Raw genomic sequence first — 21,762 nt, forward strand, 5'->3', positions numbered from 1 at the left:
CATCAAGACTGTGTAGACAAGGAGGTTCGGCGGGTGAGTAGCGAAACGTATGTAAGTTTAGATATTGGTACATCTTCTGTTCGAGTCATCATTGCAGAGCTCACAAACGGCTCAATGAATATTTTGGGTGTAGGAAATGCACCTTCAAAAGGTGTGCGCAAAGGCGTCATCGTTGATATAGATGAGACTGTGCAGTCCATTAGGTGTGCAATAGATGAAGCTGAGAGAATGGTTGGCGTAAAAATACAACAAGTCGTCGTTGGCGTCAATGGCAGTCATGTTGAGTTGACACCTTGCCATGGGGTAGTCGCTGTATCGAGCAGTGATCGTGAAATTGGGCACGAAGATGTACAGCGTGTACTTGAGGCAGCGCAAGTGTTATCGATCCCTCCAGAGAGAGAAATTATCGACGTATTGCCGAAGCAATTTATTGTAGACGGTTTAGACGAGATTACTGATCCACGTGGCATGATTGGCGTTCGCCTAGAGGTCGAAGGTACAATGGTCACTGGATCAAAAACCGTGTTGCATAATTTGTTACGCTGTGTTGAGCGGGCGGGACTTGAAGTGGCTGATATTTGTTTGCAGTCGCTTGCTACTGGTGCGGTGGCGGTATCGAAAGATGAAAAACGCCTCGGCGTTTGTGTATTAGATATTGGTGGTGGATCGACAACGATATCTGTTTTTGAACAAGGAACATTACAAGCTACAATGGTTTTACCGGTCGGTGGCGACCATATTACAAATGACCTCGCAATTGGATTGAGAATGACAACAGAAGAGGCAGAACGAGTGAAATGTCAACATGGACATGCGTTTATTGATGAGGCTGCCCGTGAAGAAATCGTCACAATTGAACAAGTAGGCGACGATGAAAAGCAGACAGTCACGCAACTAGAACTGGCTCGTGTCATTGAACCACGGCTGGAGGAGTTATTTGAGCTTGTTGCAAAAGAACTTGTTCGTCTTGGTTTTAAGCACTTTCCAAGTGGATTTGTATTAACAGGTGGCACAGTAAGCTTGCCTGGGGTACTAGAATTGGCAAAGGATATGTTAAATGGCACGGTGCGAACAGCAATCCCGAATTATATTGGTGTACGGGAGCCGACGTATACGGTCAGCATTGGTCTGATCCAGTTTTCTCATAAATATATGCACATGAAGGGAAGAGAAGTTGCCGCTGCTTTTGCGCAAGTGACAGAAGATACACCGCGAGGTACGACGGCTTCTAAACAACCATCTGGGAAACAAGCGCAGCAGAAGAATGAATCCAAGGTAAAAAAGATGTTTAAGTCATTATTTGAATAAGACAAGCCGTCATACAGTCTGGTTAGGGGGATTTTGAGATGTTTGATTTTGAAATGGATATGGATCAATTGGCGCAAATAAAAGTGATTGGTGTTGGAGGTGGTGGCTCTAACGCTGTCAACCGTATGATTGAAAATGGACTGCAAGGTGTTGAATTCATTGCAGTCAATACAGATGCCCAAGCGTTACACCTTTCTAAAGCGGAGAAGAAGCTACAACTTGGTGGCAAATTAACACGAGGTTTAGGTGCTGGTGCCAACCCGGAGATCGGAAAAAAGGCAGCCGAAGAAAGTCGGGAGCAATTAGAAGAAGTTCTGCAAGATTCAGATATGGTGTTCATCACTGCTGGCATGGGTGGAGGCACAGGCACAGGGGCCGCACCTGTCATTGCTGAAGTTGCAAAAGAAATTGGTGCGCTTACAGTAGGTGTTGTGACACGCCCGTTTACTTTTGAAGGACGCAGACGTCAAACACAAGCGTTTGCAGGGATTGCAGCATTGAAAGAAAAGGTGGACACATTGATTGTTATTCCGAATGATCGCTTACTAGAAATTGTTGATAAAAATACACCGATGCTTGAAGCATTTAGAGAAGCAGATAATGTATTACGCCAAGGGGTACAAGGCATTTCTGATTTGATCGCGACACCGGGGTTAATTAACCTTGACTTTGCAGATGTTAAGACGGTGATGAGTGAAAAAGGTTCCGCGCTCATGGGTATTGGCGTGGCCAATGGTGAAATGCGGGCGTCAGAAGCTGCGAAAAAAGCGATATCTAGTCCACTCTTGGAAACATCTGTTGATGGGGCGCAAGGTGTGCTCATGAATATTACTGGTGGTACGAACTTAAGTTTATATGAAGTACATGAAGCAGCTGAGATTGTGTCGGAAGCTTGTGATGCAGAAGTAAACATGATCTTTGGTTCTGTCATCAACGAGAATTTAAAAGATGAAATCATTGTCACAGTTATTGCAACTGGATTTGAAGATTCCGGTGAGCAAAAGTCGGGTGCTTCAGTCTCAGGGCAAGGGAAATCACATGTTGTCTCCGGGGCAAAGGGAGAGCAGAAACGATCAGAGGATCGTTTTAAGACACTTACTAAAGAGCAGGCGAATGCATCAGCAGATACGCTTGATGTGCCAACATTTTTGCGTAATCGCCGTAAACGTTCATAGAAACGATCCATACGATGAAAAAGCCAAAAAGAGCAATCGTGCTCTTTTTGGCTTTTTACGTGTGCTTGAATTTTAGATAGGATCGTATGATTTCAATGTTTCAATGACTCGTTTCTGATCTTCTATGCTCAAGTAAGGGTGCATCGGTAAAGCCAACAAACGTAAAATCTTTTCTTCGCATACGGGGAAGTCACCTTGCGTATAACCGAGATGTTGGTACACTTTTTGAAGGTGTAGAGGTAATGGATAATAGACACCGCTAGCAATTTCTTGTGTTTTTAAGTGCGTATGAATGTGATCGCGGTGTGGGTGCTCGATACAGTAAAGATGAAAACAATGACTTTCCTCGCTTGTAACATAGGGTGTCCGAATGTTATTTGTACCCTCCAGCACACTGTAACGATGAGCGTGAGCAACTCGTTTGTTTGTCCACTCGTCGATGTATGGCAGACATACTCTCAAGATTGCTGCATGAATTTCGTCTAACCTACTATTGTATCCAATTTCATCATGGTAGTTCTTTACTTTCGTACCGTGATGACGTAGCTGTTTCACTCTGCGGGCAATATCTTCTGATTGTGTGACAATTAAACCGCCATCACCAATGGTTGACAGATTTTTGGTCGGGAAAAATGAGAAGCAGCCGATGTCGCCAATTGTTCCTGATTTTTTTCCTTTCCATGCGGCGCCAAAAGCTTGGCAAGCATCTTCAATGACAAAAAGCCGATGCGCTTTGGCAATCTCATTTATGAAGGGTACATCACACATTTGTCCATACAAGTGTACAGGAAGGATTGCACGGGTTTTATTTGTGATTTTTTCCTCAATTTTATGTGGATCGAGGTTGTAAGTATATGGATCGATGTCAACGAAAACAGGTGTGGCGCCAACAGAAGAAATCGCTTCTGCCGTGGCAAAAAAAGTTAACGGTGTCGTAATCACTTCATCCCCGTAGCCAATATCCAAAGCCCGCAAAGCTAAGATGAGTGCATCAGTCCCGTTTGCAACAGAAACAGCATGTTTACTCTTTAAATAGTGACAAACTTCTTCTTCAAACGAGGAAACTTCTGTGCCTAAAATAAATTGTCCACGATCAATCACACGGGCGACAGCTTGTAAGATATCATCTTTTAAAAACTGGAACTGATGATTGACTTGAGCGAGCGAAATCACTTTTATCACCTCTTCAGAAGGATGGGCGTATACATCTGTACTACGTATATGAAAACTAACAAGAATTAATACAATTGTGCTTGAATAAATTATCATATGGCTTCGTATTTGTAAGGTAGGAGTGGTGGAAAAACGAGGAGAATAACTTTGCTTGAGGAGTGATAGGAATGACAAAACCGTTGGTTTCATTGTGTATGATTGTAAAAGATGAAGAAAAATCGATTGCGCGTGGCTTAAATAGTGTGAAAGATTTTGTAGACGAAATCATTATTGTTGATACGGGTAGCACAGATATGACAATGGATATATGCAAAAAATTTACGGACAATATTTTTTCATTTACATGGTCGAATCACTTTGCAGCGGCACGTAATGACAGCATTAGTCGAGCGACGGGGGAATGGATATTATATATGGACGCCGATGAAGAGATAGACATTAAAAACGCAAAAAAGTTAAGGAAGAAGTTAAAAAGCCGTGAAGAAACGGTGTTGTATATACCTGTTCTTAATTATGTAGGAGAGGAAAAAGATGAAAGAGAAGTGTATCAAGCATATCAACCGCGACTTTTCTGTAATGAGAAAGGTTTGGCGTTTAAAAATCGTATTCATGAAACATTAGATATTTCAGAAGACATATCGGCAGGAACGTTTCCTTTAAAATTGAATCACTATGGTTATTTAAAAGAAAGCGTAGACGAAAAAGATAAACATGGACGAAATGTGGAACTTTTACAGCTTGAATATCAAGAAGGCAATGATCATCCGTGGGTGATGTATCATATGGCGTCGGAGTATTACAGAGTGAAAGACTATGAATCAGCTTTTCAACTCGTTAATATTGCAATTATGGAATTTGTAAAGCGAGATTCATTGCCGCCATCAGTATTATATCGATTAAAATATGCAGTGATCTTTGAGTCTGGTCACTATGAGGGGGGCTGGCCAAGTATTGCGCAAGCTATCAAATTATATCCAGACTATGTAGATTTACATTTCATGAAAGCACAATTTTTGTTTGAATTAGGTCATTATACAGAGGCTGCAGAAACATGTGACCAATGCATGAAATTAAAAGAAGATGACCATCGGTATTTAATTTTGAATGGGGCGGGTAGTTTTCGAGCAAAAGAGTTAAAAGCAAAGTGTTTGAAGTCATTAAGGAAATAGTTTGGGTGGAGGAGGCAGCATCATTCTAGATGTGGGGGAGCGAATCGTGAAACTAAAACTCGGAATTATTGGCTGTGGACAAATTACAGAGAAACATTGTCAGGCGCTTGCATCTATCGATCAAATTGCTGTAAAGGCATTAAGTGATCTGTCACGAGAAAGAATGCATCATATTGCTTATAAGGTCGCGAATGAACAGACGCGTCATACATTTATTTCTTTGTATGATGACTATCGACAGATGCTTGCAAATGAAGAACTGGACATCATTTTGGTGGCAACAAGTTCTGGGGTGCACGCTGAGATGGCTCAGAACGCACTCGAGGCAGGCAAGCATGTGATTGTTGAGAAGCCCCTTGCGCTTTCGCTATCAGAATCTAGATTATTATCACAACTAGCAAAAGATAAACGTCGTTTACTACTTGTTTGTTATCAGAGAAGGTATATGAATGCCATGATGAAGCTAAAGGGAATGATCAATGAAGGATTGCTTGGAGAGATTTATTACGGTGTTGGTACAATTACTGTGAATCGTTCAGAAGAATATTACGAGCAAGTGCCGTGGAGGGGGACGTGGGCTCAAGATGGCGGCATGCTTGTGAACCAAGGCATCCATATTGTTGACTTGCTTGTATGGTTGCTTGGAGACGTGTCACAAGTGTATGGGAACATGATGAGAGTAAAACCGTACAAAGAAACAGAAGATGTTGCCTTTGGTTTACTTCACTTTAAAAATGGTGCGCGTGGACTCATTGAGGCCAACACGATTTCTTTACCGAATCATAATGATTGTTCACTTAAAATATTTGCTGAAAAAGGTGTTGTGACGATTCGGGGTAGTTTGTTAGATAAAATGGAGTCTTTTGAGGTGGTGGGTGTTAAAGTAGACGAAAAAATGTTACATGCAGACGGATTAGAGCGTGTTCGCATGTACGAAGCTTATGTCAATCGTATATTAGGGGAAAAAGAAGACGCTCATTATGTGAGTGGGGAGGATGCTGAGCGCGCATTAGAAACAATCTTTGCTTTATATCAATCTACAGTATCTAAGTGCCCTGTGCAATTGCCCTTAACATCTTTTTCTACGGAAAAAATGAAGGACCATTTTGAGAAGGGGGGTCATTTCGTTGATTGATGAGCGGGCGCAGTTAGGCGAAAATGTGCAGATTGGACAGTTTGTTGTGATTGAGGCTGATGTATACATTGGAAGTGATGTAGAAATTGATCATCATTGTGTCATTAAAGAAGGAACCATCATTGAAGACGGAGTGAAAATTAAATCTTTTAGTTTGCTTGGAAATAGCCCAGTGAAAAATAAAAAAATGGCCCGAAAGCCGAGTGAAGATTTGCAGCCGTTGATCATTGAACGTGATGTGGTGATTGGCAGCCATGTTACTTTGTACAAAGGAACAACAATTTGTGAAGGTGCTTTAATTGCTGATCATGTCAGCGTCAGAGAGCAAACAAAAATAGGCAAACAGTCAATTATAGGTCGGCATGCGATGGTGGAGCCAGATACGTTTATTGGTGAACGTGTAACTATTCAAACGGGCACGTATGTGACAGGCGGTACAACGATTGAAGACAACGCGTTTCTTGGACCGTGTTGTGCGATGTCCAATGACAAGTATATGGCTTCTGGACGTGGGCACCATAAAGGTCCGGTCATTCGTGAAGGTGCAAAAATTGGTCATCATGCAAGTTTGTTGCCTCGTGTAGAGATCGGAAAAGGTGCAGTTGTAGGTGCAGGTGCAGTCGTGACTAAAGATGTTTTACCTGACACAACGGTTGTAGGAAACCCGGCTAAACCATTGATTACAAAAAAATAGCGTGAATGACGCTGTGAGAGCGATGTGAGCGTATTGCTTGCATCGCTTTTTTTATATTTTTGACATGCCACAAACGATCGAGAGAAGAGGACAATCTTTGCCAAAACTTTTCAAAATAACAATGGTGCTTGGATCAGGAAGTGACAGAATTTCACTTTCGTATCTTTTATACTGAAAATAGATAAAAAAGAGAAGCGCCGCTTTTAAAACAATGCTGCCGAGGAGGGCAAGCATGATTGTTTATCTGGACTTAATTTGGTTGTTAAATGTCGGCATTGATTATTTATTGCTCGCCTGCACAGCATTGTTATTAAAACGTCGTTTTCAACATGTCAGGATGTTACTCGGTGCATTGATTGCCTCTGCCATTGTGTTTCTCATGTTTACACCACTGGCATCATGGTTTCTCCATCCACTCGTGAAGCTCGTCTATTCAGCGATGATCGTTGTAGTTTCTTTTGGTTATCGACGAATGACCTATTTCTTACAAGGGTTAGCAACATTTTATTTTGTTGCATTTATCACCGGTGGTGGGTTGTTTGCTTTACATTACTTTTTCCAAACAGATGCGGATGTGTTGGCATATTTACCTGGTTACGGCCTAGGTGGGCCAATGATAAGTTGGATATTTGTGCTCATTTGTGTACCGCTTGTGTTGTATTTTGCCAAACAACAAGTGGCTAGTTTTGAAGTGAAAAAAGTAAATAGTGAGCAACTGGTCGATGTGGAATGTTGGATAGACGGCGTGTGTGTTGTTGTAACAGGTTTCATAGATACTGGCAATCAGTTGCGAGATCCAATGACACGTACACCGGTCATGATCATTGAGACGCATTTATTGTATGAGCATTTTACGAAAGAACAGCTTGATGTCATCACATCTTTACGAACTGACGTGGATCATCACGATTATCCATTGTTGGCACGGATGAGAATTGTCCCTTTTCGCGCAGTGGGGCAAGCAAAACCTTTTTTAGCAGCGTTAAAACCTGACCGTGTTCGCCTCACTCATGGTGGAGACGTGTATGAGACGAGAAACGTGTTAATAGGATTGTACGAGCGAACCCTTTCTCCAGAAGCTACTTTTCAATGTATTGTTCACCCACAACTTATTCAAAAACAAGCAGTCTCATAGACAATAAGGGGGAATTTGTCATGATCAAATTAAAACTACGGTTATTTTGGTATCGATTGCTTTACAAGCTCGGATTAAAAGCGGATGAGATTTATTACATAGGTGGAAGTGAGGCGTTGCCACCACCGTTGTCAAAAGAAGAAGAAGCAACCCTTTTAGAGAAATTGCCGCTTGGAGATGAGGCGGTTCGAGCGGTTTTAATTGAACGCAACTTGCGGCTCGTTGTATACATTGCGAGGAAGTTTGAGAACACAGGCATCAACATTGAAGATTTAATTAGCATTGGTACGATTGGTTTAATTAAAGCAGTGAATACGTTTAATCCTGAGAAAAAAATTAAGCTTGCAACGTATGCTTCTCGGTGTATCGAAAATGAGATTTTAATGTATTTACGACGCAACAATAAAACACGCTCAGAAGTTTCTTTTGATGAACCATTAAACATTGATTGGGATGGCAACGAATTGCTATTATCAGATGTGCTTGGGACAGATGATGATATTATTACAAAAGGAATTGAAGAACAAGTTGATCGTAAATTGCTTGTGAAGGCGCTGCATACGTTGAGTGATCGTGAGAAACAAATTATGGAGCTCCGTTTTGGTCTGTCAGGTCAGGAAGAAAAAACACAAAAAGATGTGGCAGATTTGCTTGGTATATCGCAATCTTATATTTCCCGGCTAGAAAAGCGGATCATTAAACGATTGCAAAAAGAGTTTAAAAAAATGGTGTAGTCTCGGAAATATTTTTTGATCGTTCAAATGCGTTTAGAGAAGGCGTCGCGCTTATTTAAACATGTCGCTAAATGTCGAGATATGCATATTTTTCCTCCTGTCGGACATACTTCTCCTGACATCATTTTCCGTTCAGGGGGGAAAGAATTTGACTCGAAACAAAGTAGAGATTTGTGGTGTAGATACATCGAAGTTACCTGTACTAAAGAACACTGAAATGAGGGAGTTATTCACCCGCCTTCAAGACGGATATGAGCCCGCGCGTGAGACCCTTGTGAATGGAAACTTGCGCCTAGTATTAAGTGTCATTCAAAGGTTTCATAATCGTGGTGAGCATGTCGATGACTTATTTCAAGTTGGCTGTATTGGTTTAATGAAATCAATTGACAACTTTGATTTAAGTCAAAATGTGAAGTTTTCTACTTATGCAGTCCCGATGATTATCGGTGAGATTCGCCGTTATTTACGTGACAATAACCCCATTCGTGTGTCACGGTCGTTACGAGACATTGCTTATAAGGCACTACAAACACGTGATCAAATGATGGCGGAGAAAAAGCGTGAAAAAGAGCCAACAGTGCAAGAAATTGCAAAAGCGTTAGATGTGCCAAAAGAAGATATCGTTTTTGCGCTCGATGCCATTCAAGATCCAGTGTCACTGTTTGAGCCAATTTATAATGACGGCGGTGATCCGATTTTTGTGATGGATCAAATTAGTGATGACCGTGAGAAAGACACAGACTGGGTCGAGGCAATGGCGTTGAAAGAAGCGATGCTGCGTTTAAATGACCGAGAGAAAACCATTGTCAATATGCGCTTTTTTCAAGGGAAAACACAGATGGAAGTCGCCGATGAAATCGGCATTTCGCAAGCACAAGTGTCTCGCTTGGAGAAAGGTGCAATTCGGCAAATGAACAAGCATATTGAATCGTAAAAAGGCTGAACCCTATATGTTAAAAGGTACTTTTCATCGTAGACAAGGATGAAAAGTACCTTTTTTGCTTTTGTTAAGAAAGTATCGTTTCTCGTTTACTGTTTCCTGTGGTAAAATGTAAGGGAGATAAGGTTTCCGGAGGTTAGAAGTCAGATCCGGGAATAGAGTGAAGCATTTAAAGGGTTAATACGGTCAGTTTTTAATCTCAGGCGGCTGACTTCTGTGTTCTGGAAAGTGAGGTACATCACGTGATGTGGAAAGAAATATCGACCCGTTTTTTAGAAGCCTCTACACTCACAACATTGATGCCACATTTGGTTGCGGGGTTTACAACAAGGGAAGGTGGCGTAAGTGAGCTTCCTTATGCCACATGTAATTTGGGATTCCATGTTCATGATGATGCCGCTGCTGTGATTCGCAACAGAGAGCGACTTGCTTCTGACCTGGCGTTCCCGCTCGATTGTTGGGTAGGGAGTGAACAAGTGCATGAGACAACGATTCGTTATGTCACGAATAAAGATAAGGGGAGGGGTGCGTATTCGCTCAGCGATGCCCTGCCAGCAACAGATGGATTATATACAAATGAGTCTGGGATTTTACTCACGAGTTTGTATGCAGATTGTACCCCGCTTTATTTTGTCGCACCACGTGCACGTTTGATTGGTCTTTGTCACGCTGGATGGCGTGGAACGGTACAGCAAATCGGACAAAAGCTTGTGTCGCTATGGCAAACGAAACATCATGTGCCGATAGAGGATATTCATGTCTTCATCGGACCCTGTATTTCTGGACACAAGTATGAAGTCGATCAGGCTGTGATTGATCGTGTAACCGCCATTGTTCCAGTAGGGGCCGTGCCACCGTATCAGCAAGTACGTGAGGGACATTATACCCTTGACTTGCGTATGCTCCATCAGCAACTGTTTCAAGCAGCAGGTCTTTGTATGACGCAAATTTATACTGCACCCGAGTGTACATACATTGATCCACGCTTTTTTTCTTATCGTCGAGAGAAAGGCCAGACAGGTAGAATGATGAGTGTCATAGGGATGAGGAGTGGGAAATAACTTGTATCCTTCTGTGAATGTAGAAGAGAATTTCATGGATATTCGCCATAGAATTATGACGGCTTGCGAGAAGAGTGGACGGGCAGCGTCAAGTGTTCGTGTCGTTGCGGTTACAAAAAATGTTGGTGTGCCGACGATTCACCGTGTATTGGCAGCAGGGATATATGATATTGGTGAGAATCGTGTAGATACGGCGCTGGAAAAGATGTCGGCGGTTACTCATAATAAAGCGGTCTGGCATTTTATTGGGTCACTACAATCAAAAAAAGCGAAGCATGTTGCGAGTGCGTTTACGTATATTCACTCATTGGACCGGCTGCGTCTAGCACAAGCACTTGATAAAAGATTAGATCAACATTGTCCCCTAAAATGCTTTGTCCAAGTAAATGTGTCGGGAGAAAAGACGAAAGCTGGGTTGCGCCCTCATGAAGTGAAAGATTTTATTGCTGCATTAGCGGACTTTCCATCGTTACAAATTGTGGGGCTAATGACAATGGCACCGTTTGTTCGTAATGCTGAGGAAGTACGTCCTGTATTTCGAGCGCTACGGTTATTGAGAGATGACATCCAATCGCTGCAACTGAGTCATGCCCCGTGCAAAGCGTTGTCGATGGGCATGTCCAATGATTATCAAGTTGCGATTGAAGAAGGGGCAACCTTTATCCGTCTAGGCACATCTCTTGTTGGTAACGAAACGTTGAGATAACTTTTGTAGAGGAGGGGTTCTGTGAGCTTTAAGTCTAAGTTTAAACGTTATTTTCATATAGAAGACACAAGTGACACAGCGGATTTGCCTGAGGAACGATTATCTCCACAGCAGCCTAAGAGAGCATCGGCAGTGACAAAAGAAAAAGCAACGTCTCCAAATGTAGTCAGCTTACAAAGTGCACAAAAAACGGCAAAAATGATGCTTATAGAACCACTTACATATGACGAAGTCCAACAAGTGGCCGATCATTTAAAGCGTCGCAAGGCAGTCGTTCTCAATGTAGGACAAATTGAAGAGGACGAAGCGCGACGTATGGTTGATTTTTTAAGTGGTACTGTGTATGCGATCGATGGTGATATTCAAAAGATTGGTCCCGGTGTGTTTGTGTGCACGCCAGATAATGTAGAAGTGACAGGATCGATTTCGGCTTTTATAGATAATAAGATAGAGTAAAAATGAAAGGTGGCGTATCATCATGTCAGTTGTGATATTTATTTTCTCTTTTTTACACAATGCATTTTGGTTGTACACATTTGCGTTGCTTGCATATATTTTAATGTCGTGGTTTCCAAATGCTCGGGAAACGGCGTTTGGTCAAATACTAGGTCAAATCTGTGAGCCGTATTTGGCAATTTTTCGGAGCTTTATTCCACCACTCGGGATGATCGATTTGTCACCGCTTGTTGGTATTCTCGCGTTGCGTTTAGCAAGTAACGGGCTTATTGCACTACAAAATATGATTTTGTCGCTTTTTTAAAGACGCATGATGTACGAGCATTTTCGGGAAACAGAACGTCCCTTTGTGGATGACGTCCGTACGTTATATGATCAGGTGGTACAGTATCATCAAGAGAAGATGACAGATTTTCTTAATAGGCGAGAACAAGAAATAATGAAAACTATCATTGGAAAAGATGAAGCGGTAGACCTTTGTTTTTTCGGCGGTTCTGCGCAGTGTGAACGAAAGCGAGCGGTGCTCCGTCCCAGCTATTTAAAGGATGAGCAGTGTACATGGTCAATCAGTATTTTAGGCGCTTCATTCTCAAGTAAATTTGTCAACATCGCTCATCGTGATGTACTTGGGGCGCTTATGCAGGTTGGTTTAGAGCGAAGGAAGTTTGGTGACATTTTTGTTGCAGACAATCAGTGTATGTTTGCTTGTGTAAGTGAGGTTGAGGGCTATGTTCGCAGCGTCCTTACGCGAATTGCGCAAGTGAATGTTGAGCTCTCGCCGTTGCCGCTTTCAGCATTTATCGGCCCTCCTGTGCAGTGGGATGAACGCCATGTGACGGTATCTTCGTTACGGATAGATACGATGGTTGCGGTGATTTATAGCCTATCACGAGCCAAAGCAGTAACGGCCATTGGAAAAGGACTTGTAAAAGTAAACGATTGTCCTATTGAGAAAGCAAATGTCCACTTATATGTAGGTGACGAAATATCTGTCCGAGGTCTTGGGCGTGCAAAGTTTTTACAAGCGCATGGACTGACAAAAAAAGACCGTGTTCGGGTTGTCATTGGACGCCGTCTTACATGAGGACACATGAAAAAGAAAAAATGAAAGCAGGAATTGGCAAGGCGCTGTCGAATAAGTAACGGTAGTGAAGTTTTCGCAAGGACGATTTTGGTTGAGTAACAAATACATACTTGGCCTATTTTAAAGAGGAGGTGGCTGCATTGCCTTTAACACCATTAGACATTCACAAAAAAGAATTTACGCGTTCATTTCGTGGTTATGATGAGGATGAAGTGAATGAGTTTTTGGATCAGTTAATTAAGGATTATGAAGCAGTGTTACGAGAAAAGAAGACATTGTTTGAACAAGTGACATCACTGGAGGAAAAACTCGCTCATTTTAACAACATCGAAGAAACATTAAACAAAGCTGTTTTGGTCGCACAGGAAACTGCCGACGATTTGCGTCGTAATGCAGAAAAGGAAGCGCAGCTTATCGTGAAAGAGTCTGAAAAGAATGCGAATCGCATTGTAAATGAGGCATTAATGAAGTCTCGAAAAGTGATGATGGAAACAGAAGAAATGAAAAAACAAGCGTCTGTGTATAAAATGCGCTTTAAGATGTTGATTGAAGCGCAACTAGAAATGTTACGGAGTGAAGACTGGGACCGTGTTGTTGATGAAGAAGTAGAGGAATCTGGATCAACACAAGAAGTGCCAGCAAAGTAACTTGCATTTAGCTTGCAAGTATTATATAATGCTATTCAACTGAATGAACGTTAAAAGCAGTGAGAGGGACAGTATGTAAACAGGAACAAGCTAAAGCGAATCGGGGATGGTGTGAGCCTGGTCATTTGTTCGTTTACTGAAAATCACCCTTTAGTTCTATGCATGAATGCCGGGACAGGTTTGTAATGCATGGCGCGTCATCCGCGTTACCAGTGTATGAGTGGGAGTTGTTGCTCTCATGAGGGTGGTACCACGGGAAAAGCTTCTCGTCCCTTTTCGGGATGAGGGCTTTTTTGTTTTTAATGAGATATGGAAAAGGGGCGACGAGATGGATTATAAGCATACATTATTAATGCCAAAGACGGCGTTTCCGATGAGAGGGAACTTACCAAATAGTGAGCCGAAACGACAAGAAAAATGGCGTGAGACCGATATGTATAAGCAAGTGCAGACACGAACGGAAGGGCGACCTTTATTTATCCTACATGGCGGTCCACCTTATGCCAATGGTGACTTGCATATGGGGCATGCACTCACACAGACGCTAAAAGATTTTATTGTGCGTTATAAATCAATGACTGGTTTTCAAGCACCATTTGTGCCCGGCTGGGATACGCATGGATTACCAATTGAAACAGCATTGACGAAGAATAAAAAAGTGGATCGCAAAAAAATGAGCACAAAAGCGTTTCGTGAACGGTGTGAGGCATATGCTTGGACGCAAATTGAGCGGCAACGGGAACAATTTATGCGTCTGGGCGCGCTTGGTGATTGGTTCAATCCGTATGTGACCCTCGATAAGTCGTTTGAGGCGCGGCAAATTCAAGTATTTGGCGAGATGGCATGTAAAGGTTATATTTACAAAGGAAAAAAACCGGTGTATTGGTCGCCGTCGTCTGAATCTGCATTGGCAGAGGCAGAAATTGAGTATCATGATAAGCGTTCGCCATCTATCTATGTTTCTTTTCAAGTTATGGACGGGAAAGGTGTCTTGTCTGAAGATGATGCCTTCGTGATTTGGACGACGACACCGTGGACGCTCCCAGCCAACCTCGGGATTACAGTACATGCGGATTTAGATTATAGCGTTGTTGCAGTAGATGGACGCTCGTATGTTGTTGCAAGTGGTTTACTTGATACGTTAAAGAAAGAACTATCTTGGGAAGATGCGACTGTTACGAAAACAGTGAAAGGAAGCGCACTTGAATATATTACTGCGAAGCATCCGTTCTATGAGCGAACAGCGCTTGTCATGAACGGGGAACACGTGACGCTCGATGCCGGAACAGGATGTGTGCATACCGCGCCAGGTCATGGGGAAGACGACTTTGTTGTTGGTCAGAAGTATGGATTAGATGTGTTATGTCCAGTGGATGAAAAAGGCGTTATGACGGAAGAAGCACCTGGTTTTACGGGTGAATTTTATGACAACATTAATAAGCAAGTGGCAGAAAAATTGACGGAAAACGGTTCACTTTTGAAGTTGTCGTTTATGACCCATTCTTATCCACATGACTGGCGGACGAAAAAACCAGTCATTTTCCGAGCAACAGCACAGTGGTTTGCCTCGATTGAAAAAATTCGTGGGCAATTGTTACAGGCGATCAAGGATACAAACTGGTTTCCTGAGTGGGGTGAAACACGACTTGCTAACATGATGCGTGATCGTGGTGATTGGTGTATTTCTCGTCAGCGTGTGTGGGGCGTGCCAATTCCTGTTTTTTATGGAGAAGATGGGCAGGAAATCATCACGGAAGAAACCATTGCGCATGTCGCCCAGTTATTCCGCGAACACGGATCGGGCGTGTGGTTTGAGCGAGAAGCAAAAGACCTTCTTCCACCTGATTTTACATCACCACATAGTCCAAATGGTCACTTTACGAAAGAAACAGATATCATGGATGTCTGGTTTGATTCTGGTTCTTCTCATGAAGCGGTCTTAAAAGAACGCGAAGATTTGACGTTTCCGGCAGATGTTTATTTTGAAGGAAGTGACCAATACCGAGGTTGGTTTAACTCCTCACTGTCAACGTCAGTGGCAATCAATGGGGTTGCGCCTTATAAAACTGTATTAAGTCATGGGTTTACGATGGATGGCGAAGGGCGGAAGATGAGCAAGTCGCTAGGAAATGTGATTTCTTTGGCAGATGCAACGAAGCAGTTAGGTGCAGATATTGTGCGTTTATGGGTCGCATCATCTGATTACCGAGCGGACGTGCGCGTTTCAAAAGACATTTTACAACAAGTCGCAGAAGCGTACCGGAAAATCCGCAACACATTCCGCTTTTTGCTTGGGAACTTGCATGATTTTAACCCTGAGGTAGATCGAATTGCACCGAGTGAACTGAGCGGTGTTCATCAGTTCATGTATGTTTCATTGCAAGAGTTGATTGAAAAAGTACGCCAAGGTTATGACGAATATCAATTTGTGACAGTGTACAATGAGTTCCGCAATTTCTGCACGGTCACACTTAGTGCGTTTTATATGGATATTGCCAAAGATACACTTTATATTGCGCCAGCAAATGACCCGGAAAGACGGGCATTCCAAACGGTCATGTATGAAGCAGTGGTAACCTTATCGAAATTAATTGCGCCGATTTTGCCGCATACAGCAGAAGAAGTATGGGAAAACATTCCTGGCGTCGCTGAAGCAAGTGTGCAATTAACCGATATGCCAACGGCGGAACAACAACAAAATGTCGCAGGCTTGAAAGCTGAATGGCATAGGCTCATGAACGTGCGTGATGACGTATTAAAAGCATTGGAAGAAGCGCGAAATGAGAAAGTGATTGGCAAGTCGTTGCAAGCATCGTTGACGTTGTATCCAACAGGAGAAGTACGTGAATTACTTGGGCGCACGGCTGATTTACAAAAGCTGTTTATTGTATCGGAGGTTGAGGTGGCTGCACCAGAACAAACCGTACCAGAAGCAGCCCATCAGTTTGAGCAACTCGCTGTCCTCGTGAAGAAAGCAGCTGGAGAGACTTGCGCGCGTTGTTGGCAAGTAAATCAGACTGTAGGTACGGTGGCGGCACACGAATCGCTATGTGCACCGTGTGCGGAAACAGTAGAAAAATTGGCGCTTGATGCTTGATAAATGATGCGTGTCGGGAAGTTAAATCGCACCTCGGGTTTCGACCGGAAGAGCACGTTTTAGAGTGTACAGCGTGTATGCAATCATTGACCCACCAAGATTTGTGACTCAAATATGGTGGGTCTCATCTTGCATTGGGCTGATGTTTTACTAATTTTTTTACATAAAATCGACATTTTTTGATACTTTCCCCAGTTGTAAGCCGTTTCATATACAATAAAGGTGTACCATAATGAATGGAGGTTTTGCAGATGAAATCTACGAGCTGTATGATTTTTTGTTGATGTATGCATTTTGTTATTGATCTACTGGTTTAACATTTAGGAGGGATTTTTTATGAAAAAATGGCTGTTATCGGCGATCATGCTTAGCACTTCACTCGTAGTTGTTGCATGTGGTGGTGAGAGTGACAAAGTGAGCAAAGAATCGAGCGGTGAAAATGCAGAAGACACTGAGAAACTCGTGATCATGGGCACAACAGATGTTCATGCCCATATGATGCCCTACGATTATATGGTGGATGAAGTGGATGACTCTTTTGGTTTGGCGAAAGCACATACGCTAGTGGAAGAAATTCGTAATGAACATGAGCATACACTTTTATTAGATAACGGGGATATGATCCAAGGGAGTGTATTAGGAGAGGTTCTCTCTAGTGTTAATCCGGTCAAAGCGGACGAGCCGCATGACATTATGGATGCGATGAACCTCATGAAATACGATACGGCAGCACTAGGAAATCATGAGTTTAATTTTGGGCTGACGTACTTAGATGATACGATTGCGAAAACGAAATTCCCGTGGTTAAGTGCAAACGTTTACAATGAAGGGACAGATGAATTGCGTTATGACCCTTATACGATCATTGAAAAAGAAATCGGTGGGGAAACTTTGCGTATCGGTGTGATCGGATTTGTGCCACCACAAATTATGACGTGGGATGCTGTGCATTTAGAAGGGAACATTTATGTTGAGGAAATTATTGATTCAGCTGAAAAATACATTCCCAAAATGAAGAAAGAAGGCGCTGATCTTGTTGTTGCGCTCTCTCATTCGGGCATTGATCCAAATGATGAGGCAAGTGAAAATGCTGCATATCAGCTATCTCAAGTAGAAGGCATTGATGCGATGATTCTTGGTCATCAGCATTATGTGTTCCCCGGATCAGATGACTTCACTGACATTGATGGGGTTGATGTAGAGAAGGGAACCGTTAACGGTGTACCGGCGGTCATGCCCGGGTCTTGGGGTAACCACTTAGGTGTGATTGAACTCGACCTTCGTCATAAAGACGGCGCATGGGAAGTCGTTTCGTTTGATAGCAAAGTGAAAGAAACGGCGAAGTATGATCCACATCCTGATATGGTGGCACTTGTTAAGGAAACGCATGAGGCGGCGGTAGCGTATGTCAATCGTCCTGTCGGGGAAGTAGAGAAAGATTTGAACACGTTTTTCTCTCGCATCATGGATAACGAGGTCGTTCAATTAGTGAATGAAGCACAATTAGATTACATGAAGCGCAATTTTGCTGGAACAGAATATGAAGAGATGCCAATGCTATCAGCTGCTGCGCCTTTCCGAGCCGGACGTGGTGGGGATTATACAGACGTTGGGGCTGGTGAAATCGCGATTCGTGATGTCAACGATATTTATGTCTATCCTAACACGCTGCATGTCGTCAAGGTAAATGGTATGGCGCTTCAAAAATGGCTAGAGCGTTCTGCAGAAAACTTCTTACAAATCGATCCAGCTTCTTCTGAAGAGCAACCTTTGATCGATACTGATTTTGCCAGCTTTAATTTTGATACCATTGAGGGCGTAGCATACAAAATTGACGTGACAAAGCCTGTTGGAGAACGTATCGTTGATCTGACATATGAAGGAAAAGAAGTAACAGCAGAGGATGAATTCCTCGTGGCAACAAATAATTACCGCGCAGGTGGAGGGGGAGACCACCTGGAGGATGTAGAAACGGTGCTCGCTTCCACAGATGAGAACCGCGAAGTAATTATTGACTATATCCGAAATTACGATGGCGTATTAAATGTGGAAGCATCAAACAATTGGTCAATCGTTCCTTTTGAGACGGACGCAAAAATTGTATTTGAAACGGATATCGCTGGAGAAAGTTTGGCAGATCAAACAGCAAACGTTGCTTTTGTCGAATTGCTTGAGGACACGACAGGTCGCTTCCAGTTTCATCCGCTTGTACAATAGCAGAGTTCTTTTTGTTTTTGTAAGTTGAATAAAAGAAGTGGCGTGAGAGGGCGAACAGTTTAGAATATAAACGTTCGCTTTCTCTTTGCTTTTGGATCACATGAGACTGATGAAAAGACTCTCGAGTTCTATATACATTTTGTCGATGGCATTTGTTTCGTTTGGCTAATATTGGTGGGTAATATCTGTTAAAATCCGGTGATGCTATCGAAAAGGAGATGGTGTTGATGGACGAGCATTTTTTACATTTAAAGGAAACATTGTTGGCACGAGCGGAGACGTTAACAGCACGTTTGGCTGAGCCAAATTCGCATGATACTGGAGAACTTTCGCATTATGATAATCACCCTGCTGATACAGCAACAGCATCCTTTGAATATGACAGAGACGCGGTGTTACACAAGCAAGTGGAGGATGAGCTCCATGAAGTGAGACGTGCGTTAGCAAAGTTTGCAGACGGCACATACGGTATATGTGAGAAAACGGGGGAAATGATTCCGTATGAACGTCTTGAAGCGTATCCTACCGCAAGAACAGTCGCTGCTTACCGTAGTAAAGCGAATCATGTTGTCCCACAAGTCGGTACATTGACGAACAACTATTTTGCTGAAGACCGTGAATTCGACGCATATGAGCGTGTGAGTCATTTTAATGATCGAAGAGAGACTGAGGAAGAAGGCGCAGAAATTGGTGAGCGCTTAGCAACAGGGATGACTGGTTTTCATGGATCAGAAAGGGTTGTTGATGAGTCTCGCGACAACGCACGGACTTATCCAGAACCAGATTAAAGATAACCAGCTTGTTTCCCTACGCATTTTGCAGAGCGACTTTCGGAGAAATATGTGTTACACTATGGATACATCTTAATTGTGTAAGGGGGCGGGCGTGCTTGGCTTACGTCATCGCATTGGTAATCATCGCACTGGATCAGTGGACAAAATGGCTTGTTGTCACGCACATGGAGATTGGTGAGAGAGTTCCAGTTCTCGGTCATGTGCTTTCTTTGTATTCTCATCGAAATGATGGGGCGGCGTTTGGAATTTTATCGGGACAAATGTGGTTTTTTTATATTGTGACAGTGGGCGTAATTGGTGTCATTATTTATTTAATTCAAACGGAAGCAAAATCAAAGCGATTGCTAAAAATTGCGCTAGGTCTCGTACTAGGAGGCGCAATTGGTAATTTTATTGATCGTCTATTAGCAGGGGAAGTGGTGGATTTTATTGACACATTCGGCAACTTTCCGATCTTTAATATTGCTGATGCTTCACTATCTGTCGGTGTAGGTTTATTTTTACTTCAGATCTTAATGGATACATGGAAAGAAAAAAGGGGAACAAGTCAATGACGTTTTCGTGGACAGTAACAGAAGAACAACATGAGGAACGAATTGATCGCTTGTTGGTGACCTTGGTTGAAGATGTTTCACGAACATCTGTGCAACGTTTGATTCACGATGGGGCAGTGAAAGTGAACGGTCAGATGATCAAACCAAATTATAAAGTACAAATAGATGATCACATTGATTTTGCTTTTCCAAAAGCATCAGAAACAGTGATTGAATCTGAGGACATCCCGCTTGATATTGTTTATGAAGATGAAGATGTCATGGTTGTGAACAAACCTCGCGGCATGGTTGTGCATCCTGCGCCTGGACACCGAAGTGGCACACTTGTCAATGCGTTGCTTTACCATTGTCGGCATTTACCGAGTATGGATGAGCATGTGCGTCCTGGATTGGTACATCGGATTGATAAAGACACATCGGGCTTGTTAATGGTTGCGAAAAATGAGTTTGCGCACGCGCATTTATCAGCGCAGTTGAAAGACAAAACGACGGAACGATTGTACAAGACCATAGTTCACGGCGTCATTCCTCATGCAAAAGGAACAATTGATGCGCCAATCGGTCGTGACCAACGTGACCGACAAAAAATGACGGTGACGCATGTGAATAGTAAAAATGCAGTGACGCATTTTACGCTCGACGAGACGTTTGCGCATTATAGCTATGTATCATGTCAATTAGAGACAGGTCGCACCCATCAAATTCGGGTTCACTTTGCGTATATTGGTCATCCAGTCGCGGGAGATGCGAAGTATGGTCGTAAAAAAACGTTACCGATTGACGGACAAGCACTTCATGCAGAGATTCTCGGTTTTTCTCATCCTCGAACTGGAGAAGCGCTACGTTTCTTTGCGCCTATCCCAGAGGATATGCATACGCTGTTGCAGCAGTTGCGCGAAAAAGCTTGACAAGCAATGTGAAGTTTGCGATACTAGATGAAATGAATAGGATCCTTTAAATACAGTCCTGTGAGGCTGGGAAGGTAACGGCTAGGTAGCTGTGTCATTGTGCTGCCTAAAATTTCCTTGTCCTCATGACGGACAAGGGAATTTTTATTTTCTACGTGTATCCGGAACAGGAGGTTTAGCAAATGTCGAGAGTAATATTAGATGCAGATGCGATTCGACGCGCAGTGACGCGGATGTCTCATGAGGTGATTGAACGAAACAAAGGGACAGAAAACATTGTATTGGTTGGGATAAAAACACGTGGCATTTATTTAGCAAGACGCATTGCGCAGCGGATTGAAGAAATTGAAGGGGCTGCGGTGCCAGTTGGGGAAATTGATATTACACTTTACCGTGATGATTTAACGATGAAAACAGCAACACATGAGCCAATATTACAAGGAAGTCATATTCCTGGTAAAATTGATGGAAAAACGATTATTTTGGTCGATGATGTGTTGTATACAGGTCGAACGGTACGTGCCGCTTTAGATGCATTAATGGATATTGGCAGACCAGCAGCCATTCAACTAGCTGTATTGGTGGATCGTGGTCATAGAGAACTACCGATTCGTCCAGATTATGTCGGAAAAAATGTGCCGACCGCTCGTCAAGAGAGAATCGCAGCGAACGTCAATGAGGTTGACGCACTTGACGCAGTAATAATTGAATAACTCCTCTTTAAATCGAGTCCAGTGAGGCTAACAAGAGGAACGGTGTGGCTCATTTTGGCTGC

The 21,762-nt window shown here is 42.8% G+C and carries 21 protein-coding genes and 1 other annotated feature; of the genes, 20 read left to right on the forward strand and 1 reads right to left on the reverse strand.

Translation table 11 applies throughout. From position 1 onward, the window contains the following. Nucleotides 1-33 precede the first annotated feature (33 nt). Nucleotides 34-1,308, forward strand: a complete 1,275-nt coding sequence (ftsA, locus tag NSQ26_RS03385) for a cell division protein FtsA (RefSeq protein WP_090775981.1) — start codon at nucleotides 34-36, stop codon at nucleotides 1,306-1,308. Between the two features lie 38 nt (nucleotides 1,309-1,346). After that, the gene (gene ftsZ / locus NSQ26_RS03390; RefSeq protein ID WP_090775982.1) at nucleotides 1,347-2,483 is read left to right on the forward strand and encodes a cell division protein FtsZ; all 1,137 of its coding nucleotides are present in this window, start codon (nucleotides 1,347-1,349) and stop codon (nucleotides 2,481-2,483) included. A 72-nt stretch (nucleotides 2,484-2,555) separates the two neighbouring features. On the opposite strand, the gene NSQ26_RS03395 is transcribed toward ftsZ, so the two are convergent. Next, the gene (locus NSQ26_RS03395) at nucleotides 2,556-3,656 is read right to left on the reverse strand and encodes a DegT/DnrJ/EryC1/StrS family aminotransferase (RefSeq protein WP_499719136.1); all 1,101 of its coding nucleotides are present in this window, start codon (nucleotides 3,654-3,656) and stop codon (nucleotides 2,556-2,558) included. A 167-nt stretch (nucleotides 3,657-3,823) separates the two neighbouring features. Here NSQ26_RS03395 and NSQ26_RS03400 point away from each other — a divergent pair, with 167 nt between their 5' ends. The 18 genes from NSQ26_RS03400 to pyrR all read left to right on the forward strand — a co-directional run bounded on the left by NSQ26_RS03400 (nucleotide 3,824) and on the right by pyrR (nucleotide 21,700). Further along, on the forward strand, nucleotides 3,824-4,825 hold the full coding sequence (locus tag NSQ26_RS03400) for a glycosyltransferase family 2 protein (protein ID WP_499719137.1): 1,002 nt from the start codon (nucleotides 3,824-3,826) through the stop codon (nucleotides 4,823-4,825). Nucleotides 4,826-4,871: 46 nt separating this feature from the next. Further along, nucleotides 4,872-5,960 (forward strand): Gfo/Idh/MocA family protein, encoded by a 1,089-nt coding sequence (locus tag NSQ26_RS03405; protein WP_499719138.1) that lies wholly within the window; start codon nucleotides 4,872-4,874, stop codon nucleotides 5,958-5,960. Further along, the gene (locus NSQ26_RS03410) at nucleotides 5,953-6,654 is read left to right on the forward strand and encodes a DapH/DapD/GlmU-related protein (protein WP_499719139.1); all 702 of its coding nucleotides are present in this window, start codon (nucleotides 5,953-5,955) and stop codon (nucleotides 6,652-6,654) included. The genes NSQ26_RS03405 and NSQ26_RS03410 overlap by 8 nt, the downstream gene beginning before the upstream one ends. A gap of 232 nt (nucleotides 6,655-6,886) precedes the next feature. Beyond that, on the forward strand, nucleotides 6,887-7,789 hold the full coding sequence (spoIIGA, locus tag NSQ26_RS03415) for a sigma-E processing peptidase SpoIIGA (RefSeq protein ID WP_090775987.1): 903 nt from the start codon (nucleotides 6,887-6,889) through the stop codon (nucleotides 7,787-7,789). Nucleotides 7,790-7,809: 20 nt separating this feature from the next. Continuing rightward, entirely contained in the window at nucleotides 7,810-8,523 is a 714-nt protein-coding gene (gene sigE, locus NSQ26_RS03420; protein WP_090775988.1) for an RNA polymerase sporulation sigma factor SigE, read from the forward strand. 148 nt (nucleotides 8,524-8,671) lie between these two features. Continuing rightward, nucleotides 8,672-9,457: an RNA polymerase sporulation sigma factor SigG gene (sigG, locus tag NSQ26_RS03425; protein WP_090775989.1), complete on the forward strand. Its 786-nt coding sequence runs from the start codon at nucleotides 8,672-8,674 to the stop codon at nucleotides 9,455-9,457. A 251-nt stretch (nucleotides 9,458-9,708) separates the two neighbouring features. Continuing rightward, complete coding sequence (gene pgeF, locus NSQ26_RS03430) at nucleotides 9,709-10,524, forward strand: peptidoglycan editing factor PgeF (protein ID WP_090775990.1); 816 nt, start codon at nucleotides 9,709-9,711, stop codon at nucleotides 10,522-10,524. A 34-nt stretch (nucleotides 10,525-10,558) separates the two neighbouring features. Beyond that, entirely contained in the window at nucleotides 10,559-11,230 is a 672-nt protein-coding gene (locus tag NSQ26_RS03435) for a YggS family pyridoxal phosphate-dependent enzyme (RefSeq protein WP_499719140.1), read from the forward strand. Between the two features lie 21 nt (nucleotides 11,231-11,251). Then, nucleotides 11,252-11,686 carry a cell division protein SepF gene (locus NSQ26_RS03440; RefSeq protein ID WP_499719141.1) on the forward strand — a complete coding sequence of 145 codons (435 nt, stop codon included), beginning with the start codon at nucleotides 11,252-11,254 and terminating at the stop codon, nucleotides 11,684-11,686. 22 nt (nucleotides 11,687-11,708) lie between these two features. Beyond that, nucleotides 11,709-11,990 carry a YggT family protein gene (locus tag NSQ26_RS03445; protein WP_437182635.1) on the forward strand — a complete coding sequence of 94 codons (282 nt, stop codon included), beginning with the start codon at nucleotides 11,709-11,711 and terminating at the stop codon, nucleotides 11,988-11,990. Nucleotides 11,991-12,035: 45 nt separating this feature from the next. After that, entirely contained in the window at nucleotides 12,036-12,770 is a 735-nt protein-coding gene (locus NSQ26_RS03450; RefSeq protein WP_245701193.1) for a YlmH family RNA-binding protein, read from the forward strand. A gap of 140 nt (nucleotides 12,771-12,910) precedes the next feature. After that, nucleotides 12,911-13,417, forward strand: coding sequence for a DivIVA domain-containing protein (locus NSQ26_RS03455; protein WP_090775993.1), 507 nt, complete (start codon nucleotides 12,911-12,913; stop codon nucleotides 13,415-13,417). Nucleotides 13,418-13,467: 50 nt separating this feature from the next. Then, nucleotides 13,468-13,694 (forward strand) — a binding site (T-box leader). Nucleotides 13,695-13,745: 51 nt separating this feature from the next. Next, nucleotides 13,746-16,514 carry an isoleucine--tRNA ligase gene (gene ileS, locus NSQ26_RS03460; RefSeq protein ID WP_499719142.1) on the forward strand — a complete coding sequence of 923 codons (2,769 nt, stop codon included), beginning with the start codon at nucleotides 13,746-13,748 and terminating at the stop codon, nucleotides 16,512-16,514. A gap of 336 nt (nucleotides 16,515-16,850) precedes the next feature. Continuing rightward, the gene (locus NSQ26_RS03465; protein ID WP_499719143.1) at nucleotides 16,851-18,731 is read left to right on the forward strand and encodes a bifunctional 2',3'-cyclic-nucleotide 2'-phosphodiesterase/3'-nucleotidase; all 1,881 of its coding nucleotides are present in this window, start codon (nucleotides 16,851-16,853) and stop codon (nucleotides 18,729-18,731) included. A 227-nt stretch (nucleotides 18,732-18,958) separates the two neighbouring features. After that, on the forward strand, nucleotides 18,959-19,519 hold the full coding sequence (locus tag NSQ26_RS03470; protein ID WP_245701198.1) for a TraR/DksA C4-type zinc finger protein: 561 nt from the start codon (nucleotides 18,959-18,961) through the stop codon (nucleotides 19,517-19,519). 101 nt (nucleotides 19,520-19,620) lie between these two features. After that, nucleotides 19,621-20,079 (forward strand): signal peptidase II, encoded by a 459-nt coding sequence (lspA, locus tag NSQ26_RS03475; protein ID WP_090776020.1) that lies wholly within the window; start codon nucleotides 19,621-19,623, stop codon nucleotides 20,077-20,079. After that, nucleotides 20,076-20,987: an RluA family pseudouridine synthase gene (locus tag NSQ26_RS03480; protein ID WP_499719144.1), complete on the forward strand. Its 912-nt coding sequence runs from the start codon at nucleotides 20,076-20,078 to the stop codon at nucleotides 20,985-20,987. The genes lspA and NSQ26_RS03480 overlap by 4 nt, the downstream gene beginning before the upstream one ends. 182 nt (nucleotides 20,988-21,169) lie before the next feature. Next, nucleotides 21,170-21,700, forward strand: coding sequence for a bifunctional pyr operon transcriptional regulator/uracil phosphoribosyltransferase PyrR (gene pyrR / locus NSQ26_RS03485; RefSeq protein ID WP_090776022.1), 531 nt, complete (start codon nucleotides 21,170-21,172; stop codon nucleotides 21,698-21,700). The last annotated feature ends 62 nt before the right edge of the window (nucleotides 21,701-21,762 follow it).

It is taken from the genome of Bacillus sp. FSL W7-1360, from assembly GCF_038592975.1.
Classification (GTDB): domain Bacteria; phylum Bacillota; class Bacilli; order Bacillales; family Bacillaceae_D; genus Shouchella; species Shouchella lonarensis.